General features: G+C 69.9%; 9 protein-coding genes. 2 read left to right on the top strand and 7 right to left on the bottom strand.

The annotated features are described in order from the left end of the window. The coding region (locus ACTHJJ_RS03645) for a phosphate ABC transporter ATP-binding protein (RefSeq protein ID WP_440301575.1) at window positions 1-588 on the top strand (588 nt) is incomplete at its 5' end. A gap of 236 nt (window positions 589-824) precedes the next feature. Here ACTHJJ_RS03645 and ACTHJJ_RS03640 read toward each other — a convergent pair. From ACTHJJ_RS03640 to ACTHJJ_RS03615, 6 genes are all read right to left on the bottom strand, one after another. Continuing rightward, complete coding sequence (locus ACTHJJ_RS03640) at window positions 825-1781, bottom strand: anion permease (protein ID WP_440301576.1); 957 nt, start codon at window positions 1779-1781, stop codon at window positions 825-827. 45 nt (window positions 1782-1826) lie between these two features. Continuing rightward, window positions 1827-2447, bottom strand: a complete 621-nt coding sequence (locus ACTHJJ_RS03635; protein ID WP_440301574.1) for a DUF47 domain-containing protein — start codon at window positions 2445-2447, stop codon at window positions 1827-1829. A gap of 96 nt (window positions 2448-2543) precedes the next feature. Next, entirely contained in the window at window positions 2544-2801 is a 258-nt protein-coding gene (locus tag ACTHJJ_RS03630) for a hypothetical protein (protein WP_440301573.1), read from the bottom strand. A 190-nt stretch (window positions 2802-2991) separates the two neighbouring features. Beyond that, the gene (locus ACTHJJ_RS03625) at window positions 2992-3603 is read right to left on the bottom strand and encodes a hypothetical protein (RefSeq protein ID WP_440301572.1); all 612 of its coding nucleotides are present in this window, start codon (window positions 3601-3603) and stop codon (window positions 2992-2994) included. Window positions 3604-3627: 24 nt separating this feature from the next. After that, complete coding sequence (locus ACTHJJ_RS03620; RefSeq protein WP_440301571.1) at window positions 3628-4377, bottom strand: PAS and ANTAR domain-containing protein; 750 nt, start codon at window positions 4375-4377, stop codon at window positions 3628-3630. A 173-nt stretch (window positions 4378-4550) separates the two neighbouring features. Beyond that, complete coding sequence (locus ACTHJJ_RS03615; protein ID WP_440301570.1) at window positions 4551-5147, bottom strand: class I SAM-dependent methyltransferase; 597 nt, start codon at window positions 5145-5147, stop codon at window positions 4551-4553. Window positions 5148-5276: 129 nt separating this feature from the next. Here ACTHJJ_RS03615 and ACTHJJ_RS03610 point away from each other — a divergent pair, with 129 nt between their 5' ends. Beyond that, window positions 5277-6815, top strand: coding sequence for a GntT/GntP/DsdX family permease (locus tag ACTHJJ_RS03610; RefSeq protein ID WP_440301569.1), 1539 nt, complete (start codon window positions 5277-5279; stop codon window positions 6813-6815). Window positions 6816-6978: 163 nt separating this feature from the next. Here ACTHJJ_RS03610 and ACTHJJ_RS03605 read toward each other — a convergent pair whose 3' ends face one another. Then, window positions 6979-7164, bottom strand: a complete 186-nt coding sequence (locus tag ACTHJJ_RS03605; protein WP_440301568.1) for a hypothetical protein — start codon at window positions 7162-7164, stop codon at window positions 6979-6981. Window positions 7165-7286 lie beyond the last annotated feature (122 nt).

Below are 7286 nucleotides of genomic sequence, written 5' to 3'. Positions count from 1 at the left end.
GGCAAGGTCATGCTCGACGACCAGGACCTCTACGCCCCCTCGATGGACCCGGTCCACGTCCGGCGGACGGTCGGCATGGTCTTCCAGCGCCCCAACCCGTTCCCGACGATGTCGATCTACGACAACGTGGCCGCCGGCCTGCGCCTCAACGGCGTCAAGAGCCGCTCGACCCTCGACGGGATCGTGGAGAAGTCGCTCAAGGGGGCCAACCTCTGGAACGAGGTCAAGGACCGGCTCAGCAAGCCCGGCGCCGGCCTCTCCGGTGGCCAGCAGCAGCGGCTCTGCATCGCCCGCGCGATCGCGGTCCAGCCGCAGGTGCTCCTCATGGACGAGCCCTGCTCGGCGCTCGACCCGATCTCGACCCTGGCGATCGAGGAGCTGATCATCCGGCTCAAGTCGGACTACACCATCGTCATCGTCACCCACAACATGCAGCAGGCGGCGCGCGTCTCCGACCGGACGGCCTTCTTCAACCTCAAGGCGACGGGTGAGCCGGGCCGCCTGATCGAGATCGACGACACGACCAGGATCTTCAACAACCCCAGCGTGAAGGCGACGGAGGACTACATCTCCGGCCGCTTCGGCTGAGCGGCACCCCCCCATCGCGGGTTGAGGTATTCGCACGCGCTCGGCGGCTGGCCGAATACCTCAAACCCGGGGCCGGAAACCCACGCCGAGGCAGAGGTATGCCGCTGAACCCGCCTTCGGTGGGACGTGACCGTCCGCGCGGGGCGAGGTGAGCGGTATACCCCCTCGCGGGTTGAGGTATCGGCGCGCGCTCAGCGGCTACCGGAACACCTCAACCCGGGGGTCGCGTCGGCGGGTCAGCCGTGCCAGAAGTACGTCACGAACCACGCGATGATGGCGACGAGGGCGGCACCCGGGAAGGTCAGGACCCAGGCGCCGACGATGTTGCCCGCGACCCCCCACCGGACGGCGGAGAGCCGCTTGGTGGCCCCGACACCCATGATCGCCGAGGTGATCGTGTGGGTCGTCGAGATCGGCGCGCCGAAGGCCATGCCGGCGACGTAGAGGATCCCGGCGGCCGTCGTCTCGGCGGCGAAGCCCTGCGGCGGCGCCAGGTGGATGATCCGCCGGCCGAGGGTGCGCATGATGCGCCACCCGCCGGAGTAGGTGCCGAGCGAGATCACGATGGCCGACAGCACGAGGACCCAGATCGGCACGTGGTTGCCCTCGTGGTAGCCGGCGACGGTGAGCGCGAGCACGACGACACCCGCGGTCTTCGAGGCGTCCTGGAGGCCGTGGCCGAACGCCATGGCCGCGGCAGAGGCCGTCTGCGCCCACCGGAAGCCGCGCTGGACCTTGCCCGGTTGGACCCGACGGAAGAGCCACAGGATCGCGGTCATGACCAGGTAGCCCAGCAGGAGGCCCGCGATCGGGGACACGATCATCGGCACGATGACGACGGTGAAGACGTTGAACCACTTCACCCCGATGCCGGCGACGAGCGCGGCGCCGCCGAGGCCACCGATGAGGGCATGCGACGACGACGAGGGCAGGCCGAACCACCAGGTGATGAGGTTCCAGCCGATGGCACCGACGAGGGCGGCCCCGACGAGCCAGAGGCCGCGCACGCCATGGGGCTGATCGATGATGCCGGAGCCGATCGTCTTGGCGACCTTGGTGCCGAAGAAGGCGCCAACGAGGTTCGCGACCGCGGCCATGAGCAGCGCGGCCCGGGGGGTGAGCGCCCGCGTCGAGACCGACGTCGCGATGGCGTTGGCCGCGTCGTGGAACCCGTTCGTGTAGTTGAAGCCCATGGCCAACGCGATGACGATGCCGATGGGCAGCAGGTCTGACACGGGTTACGACTCCTTGACGGCGATGCCCTCGACCATGTGGGCAACCTTCTCGAACGAGTCGGCTGCGTCCTCGAAGCCGTCGATGATTCCCTTGACCTTGATGATGTGGATCGGGTCGGCGCCGTTGTTGAACAGCTCCGCCAGCATCTTGCGGTGCAGCTCGTCCGCCTGGTTCTCGAGGCGGTTGATCTCGATCCAGTAGGCGGAGAGGTCCTTGAGCGAACGGAGCTTCGGCATTGCGAGCGCCGTCACCTCGGCCATGCGGGACAGGATCTCGAACTGGTCTGCGAGGCCGGCCGGGAGCTCCCCGATCCGGTAGAGGCAGATGAGGTCGGCGGCCTCCTCCATGTGGTCCATGCAGTCGTCGAGGTGAGCCGCGAGACCGTGGATGTCCTCGCGGTCGAACGGCGTGATGAACGAGCTGTTGACCCGCTTGATGATCTCGTGCGTGGCGTCGTCGCCCTCGTGCTCGAGCTCCTTGAGCCGGTCGGCGATCGGCTGCCGCTGCTCAGGGACGACCTCGAGCATCTTGGTGAGCTCGCGGGTGGCGTCGACGAGGAGACTGGCTGACGTGGCGAAGAGCGAGTAGAAACTCGTCTCCTGCGGGGTGAGGCGTAGGCCCACTTCAAACTCCGGTCGTGTGACGGCTGGTCGGCACGATGCTATGCCGTCGGGGGCACGGGAGCGCAAACCGGCGGCTACCTCCCCGCCACCCCGCGGTCAGGTCTCGGCCAGGTGCGGCCGAGCGGGATCCGTGGTGACGTCGCGCTCTGGCGTCGCGAGCAGGGGCGCGTCGTCGCGCCCGCCGATGGGCGGCGAGGCCGCCTCGTCCTGGAGCCCGAGCAGGGCGTCCACCTCGTCAGGAGTGAAGTGCCGGTCCGTACCGGAGGCAGCAACGACCAGATCGCTGACGAGCTCGATCTCGTCGCGCAGGTTGGTGTCGAGCAGGTCGTGTGACCCCTCGTCCTCACGCGTCATAAGACAAATCTAAGGGGTGGAAGGGACGCCGCGGAGGGATAATCCCCAGCGCTTTCGTTGAGTGTTGCGTCGGGCCGGGAGCGCCTCTCGGCACAGGGCCGCTCGTAGCGGCAGAATTTGGGACCCGGGGCTACCGCGACCCGACGCGCGTTCCAGAATAAGGGTCGCTTCGACGATCTCCAAAGCATGCTCAGGCGAGGTCGCCGGTCCGCCACAGTTCGGCGCAGGCGGCGAGGTCGCCGGCCATGGCCAGCACGTTGGCGGCTCCCTCGGCCGTGTCCTCCCCCTCGCCGATGTCGGCCCGCCCTGCCGAGACGACCCGGCAGAACGCGGCCGCCCGCTCGAGGGCGACGGCCAGGTCGCCGTCGAAGACGCCGCGCAGGATCTCGTCGCTGACGCGACGCACCTCGTCCGGTCCCGGAGGCTCCGCGGCCCCGGCGACGGCGTGGTTCGGGCCCGTGAACCGGACGCCGGCGGCATACTCACGGCTGGCCTGCTCCGGGGCCCGCCGCACCCATTCGTGCAGGACGTAGAGCCGCCACAGCGCTCCCGGCAGCGTGCGCGCGGGTCGTTCCGACCAGAGCTCGGCCACCGTCGAGAGCCCGATCTCGTCGACGAGCTCGATGAGGCGGTTCGTGAGGTCCGGGTCGTCGGCGGCCCGACCGGCACGGACCAGGACGGCAGCGGTGGCATGGGCCGCGTGGAGCGCCTCCGTCGGGTCATAGAACCCGCCGTGCGCCTCCAGGGCGGACGGGCTGAAAAAAGCCGGCCGCCGCGGCGGGCGCCGCTCCTCGTTGCTCATCCCCGCAGGCTAGCCCCTGGGGCTCTATGCCGTCGGGGGGCCGATCGTGGACTCGCTGGCCCCCGACGAGACCGGCTCGGCCCCGGTCGGGGCGGGCGCGTCCGGGAGCGGCCACGCCTCGATGACCGCGCGGTGCTCCGCGACCGAGGCGAGGATCTGGAAGAGCGTCTCCTGGGCCGGCTCGGCCCCGCGCTCCACGCTCGAGAGCCGGTCCGCGACGTAGTACGCGAGCTGCGCGAGCCGGAGGTTGTGGTTGTTGGAGATGCCGCGCAGCAGGGTGAACGCGGTGTCCGCGTCAACGCCATACGCGAGCATGACGGCGCCCTTGACCTGGTCGATGACACCACGCGTGCGGAGCGTCTCCTCGAGGGCGACCGTGACGCCCGCGCGCACGTCCTTGCCGATCGCCGTCGTCACGTCGACGTAGTACGCATGGACGGTGGCGTACCGGTCGCCGGCGAGGATCGACTCCCCCACCGCGATGATGTCGCGGACACCGAGCCCCGCGTCGAGGATGCGGTGACGAATCGTGAAAGGGCGGCCCGTGCGCCACGCGGGGCAGCAGACCTCGTGCACCATCTTCCGGTCGTCCGGGTGGATGTGGGCGTCCATGAGGGCGAGGGTCGGCACCACGTCCCCCGGGGCGAAGCCGAACAGCTCGTACATCTGGGGTGACCACCACAGCTGGTCGGCGACCGCGTCGTACCTGTACGCGGCCACGGGTGGCGCACTCGCCCGCGTGAAGTGGCGAGCCGGATCCTTGCGCTTCGACATGTCGAGCAGTTCTCCTGGTCCTTGGCCAGCGGCCAAGACATGCGTCACCGGATACCGGGACGGTGTAGGGCTGCTGGCTCAACCGCTCTCAGGATAGCCGTCCGCGGTTCGATGTCGAAGCCGGTTCGCCTCCATTCACGGAAGTCGTATGCCGCTGGTTCGCCTCGTGCTCCTCAGCTCCTCTTTCGCGCCACAAGGACGTTGTCGCGCAAGGAGATTCGGCGGCCGTGCGCGACCACCTCGCGGGCCCGTGGTTCCTGCACCTCGACATCCCAGGCGGCAGGCTCGAGCGCCGTGACGAGGCCGTCGAGGGAGGTGTGGGCGTGGGCGTGCTCGTCGGCCGCGTCGTGGTCGACGACGACCAGGGTCCCCCCGGGCGCCACGGCAGCAGCGAGGCGGGTCAGCAGCTCGCGGTGGCCCTCTCGGGGATGCACGTAGTGGCAGGTGACGAGGTCGAACGAGTCGGGCTCGAGCCGGTGGTCGGTGAGGTCCGCCTCGACCCAGTCGATCCGGTCCGCCGCACCACCGAGCCGGGCGGCGTGCTGTCGGGCGCGGTCCAGGGCCGTGGGAGAGATGTCGACCGCGGTGACCTGCCAGCCCTGCTCCGCGAGCCAGATCGCGTTGCCGCCCTCACCGCAGCCCGCCTCGAGGGCGCGCCCGGGTTCGAGTCCGGTGACTCCGGAGACGAGGTGCGGGCTGGGCCCCACCTCCTCCTGCCCACCGGAGCGGTAGCGCTCCTCCCAGTAGGACGCGTCGAACTGGTCGCCCACAGGTCACCTCCGTCGCGGTCAGGGGGATCGTGCTCGACGCTACCCGTCCTGTGAGGAGTTGACGTCCAGGGCCGAGCGGGTACGGACTCTCCTACGAGGCGTTTCGCGCCCTGACGAGCAGGAGTCGTGATGGGACCAGTGTCGATGGCGTGGGTCGGGGCGACGGCATCCGCGACGACGCCGATGGCGGACCCGCCCAAATACGCCGGGGACGCCCAGCTGCTCGTGGCCTGCATCGTCGGGATCCTCGCCGTCGTCGTGCTGATCACAGTCGTCAAGCTGCACCCGTTCCTGTCCCTCATGCTGGGCTCCGCCGTCCTCGGCGCGATCGCCACCATGCCGCCGGGAGCCATCGTCACCAGCTTCACGAACGGGTTCGGCTCGACGACGGGTTCGGTCGGCCTGCTCATCGCGCTCGGCGCCATGATCGGCAAGATGCTCGAGGACTCCGGGGGCGCCTCCAAGATCGTGTCGACGATGGTCGGCAGCGTCGGGCGCGGCGGCCTGCCGTGGATCATGGCCCTCATCGCCGCGATTCTCGGGCTGCCGCTGTTCTTCGAGGTCGGCGTCGTCCTGCTCGTCCCCGTCGTCATCCTCGTCGCGAGCCGCACCGGCCTGTCCCTCATGAAGGTCGGCATCCCCGCGCTCGCCGGGCTCTCGGTGCTCCACGGCCTGGTCCCGCCGCACCCCGGTCCGCTGACCGCCATCGGGCTGCTCAAGGCGGACCTCGGGCGCACGCTCATCTTCGGCATCATCATCGCGATCCCCACGGTCATCATCGCGGGCCCGCTCCTCGCCCAGCTCGTCGACCGGTGGGTGCCCAGGCACCCCGACTTCGCGACACTGGTCACCGCGGGAGCCGGTGGCCGGGACGGCCTCGGGGGCCGCGCCGGCACCGGCACGGAGGACACGGAGACCACCGAGGGCTCCGAGGGCTCCGAGGGCTCCGAGCAGCGGCTGCGTGACCTCGAGGACGAACCGGTCGAGCCGGGCCGGCGCGGGATCAGGTTCGGCACTGCGATCATCGCGATCACGCTGCCCGTGCTGCTGATGCTCGCGGACGCGATCACAAAGATCGTCGTGAGCAACCAGAACGCGGCGTCGCGCCAGGTCTTCGACCTGCTGGGCACCCCCACCGTGGCCCTCCTCATCGCGGTGCTGTTCTGCTACTTCTTCCTGGGGCTGGGCTCGGGCATGAGCCGGGAACGGGCCAGCAACACTCTCGGCGCGAGCCTGCCGGCCGTCGCGGGCATCATCCTCATCGTCTCCGCCGGCGGCGGCTTCAAGCAGACACTCGTCGACGCCGGCGTGGGCAACGTGATCCGCGACTGGGCGACCGGGGTGCAATTCTCCGCGCTCCTGCTCGGCTGGCTCGTCGCCGTGCTGATCCGCCTGGGCACGGGCTCGGCGACCGTCGCGACCATCACGGCCGCCGGCATCGTCGGCCCTCTCGGGTCGACGCTGTCGACGAACCACCTGGCCCTGCTCGTGCTCGCCGTCGGCTGCGGCTCCCTCTTCTTCAGCCACGTCAACGACGCCGGCTTCTGGCTCGTCAAGGAGTACTTCGGCCTGTCGGTGTGGGAGACGATCAAGTCCTGGTCGGTGATGGAGACGGTCATCTCCGTCGTCGGCTTCGGCTTCGTGCTGATCGCGAGCGTCTTCTTCTAGCTGCTCAGGGCCGCACCTCCCGGCCGCACCTCCCGTGTGTTCCGGAGCATGGCCTCCCGACGAGAACCTCGGTCCCGCTCGGGCGGGGTTTCGAGACGCGAGCGCGCCCGAAGGGACCACGGTCCCGCTCGGGCGGGCGCGCCCCTGTGGGACTGCCCGGCTCCTAGCGAGGAGCGGCGTCCGCCGTGTGATGGGCCTCGCCGGGCGCGCCCTGCCCCCGCCGCCGCAGCTCCCCGATCAGCGCACGCTGCCGGGCGAACAGGTCGGGGTCCGCATGGCCGTCTGCGTCCGTCTCAGTCCTGGCCAGCTCGATGATCAGCTGCCGGATCGACATGCTCTTCATGTTCATCAAAGGGTTTGCGCTTCCTGTGGGCACCGGTGAGACCGGCGCGGCCGCACACCCCGCTGCTGGAGATCGGACCGACGCAGTCCTGCAGTACCCAGTCGGCGGCCCGACTCGCGCTCAACGCG

Source organism: Intrasporangium sp. (assembly GCF_051961875.1).
In the GTDB taxonomy this organism is placed as follows: Bacteria; Actinomycetota; Actinomycetes; order Actinomycetales; family Dermatophilaceae; genus Intrasporangium_A.
The sequence above is the reverse complement of the archived record's forward strand: the minus strand, read 5'-3'. Positions and strand labels throughout refer to the sequence as shown.

Excerpts from the sequence above, each read along its gene's own strand:
- ACTHJJ_RS03640 (WP_440301576.1), bottom strand. The coding sequence starts at position 1,781 with ATGGGCTTCAACTACACGAACGGGTTCCACGACGCGGCCAACGCCATC.
- ACTHJJ_RS03630 (WP_440301573.1), bottom strand. The coding sequence starts at position 2,801 with ATGACGCGTGAGGACGAGGGGTCACACGACCTGCTCGACACCAACCTG.
- ACTHJJ_RS03625 (WP_440301572.1), bottom strand. The coding sequence starts at position 3,603 with ATGAGCAACGAGGAGCGGCGCCCGCCGCGGCGGCCGGCTTTTTTCAGC.
- ACTHJJ_RS03620 (WP_440301571.1), bottom strand. The coding sequence starts at position 4,377 with ATGTCGAAGCGCAAGGATCCGGCTCGCCACTTCACGCGGGCGAGTGCG.
- ACTHJJ_RS03610 (WP_440301569.1), top strand. The coding sequence starts at position 5,277 with ATGGGACCAGTGTCGATGGCGTGGGTCGGGGCGACGGCATCCGCGACG.
- ACTHJJ_RS03605 (WP_440301568.1), bottom strand. The coding sequence starts at position 7,164 with ATGAACATGAAGAGCATGTCGATCCGGCAGCTGATCATCGAGCTGGCC.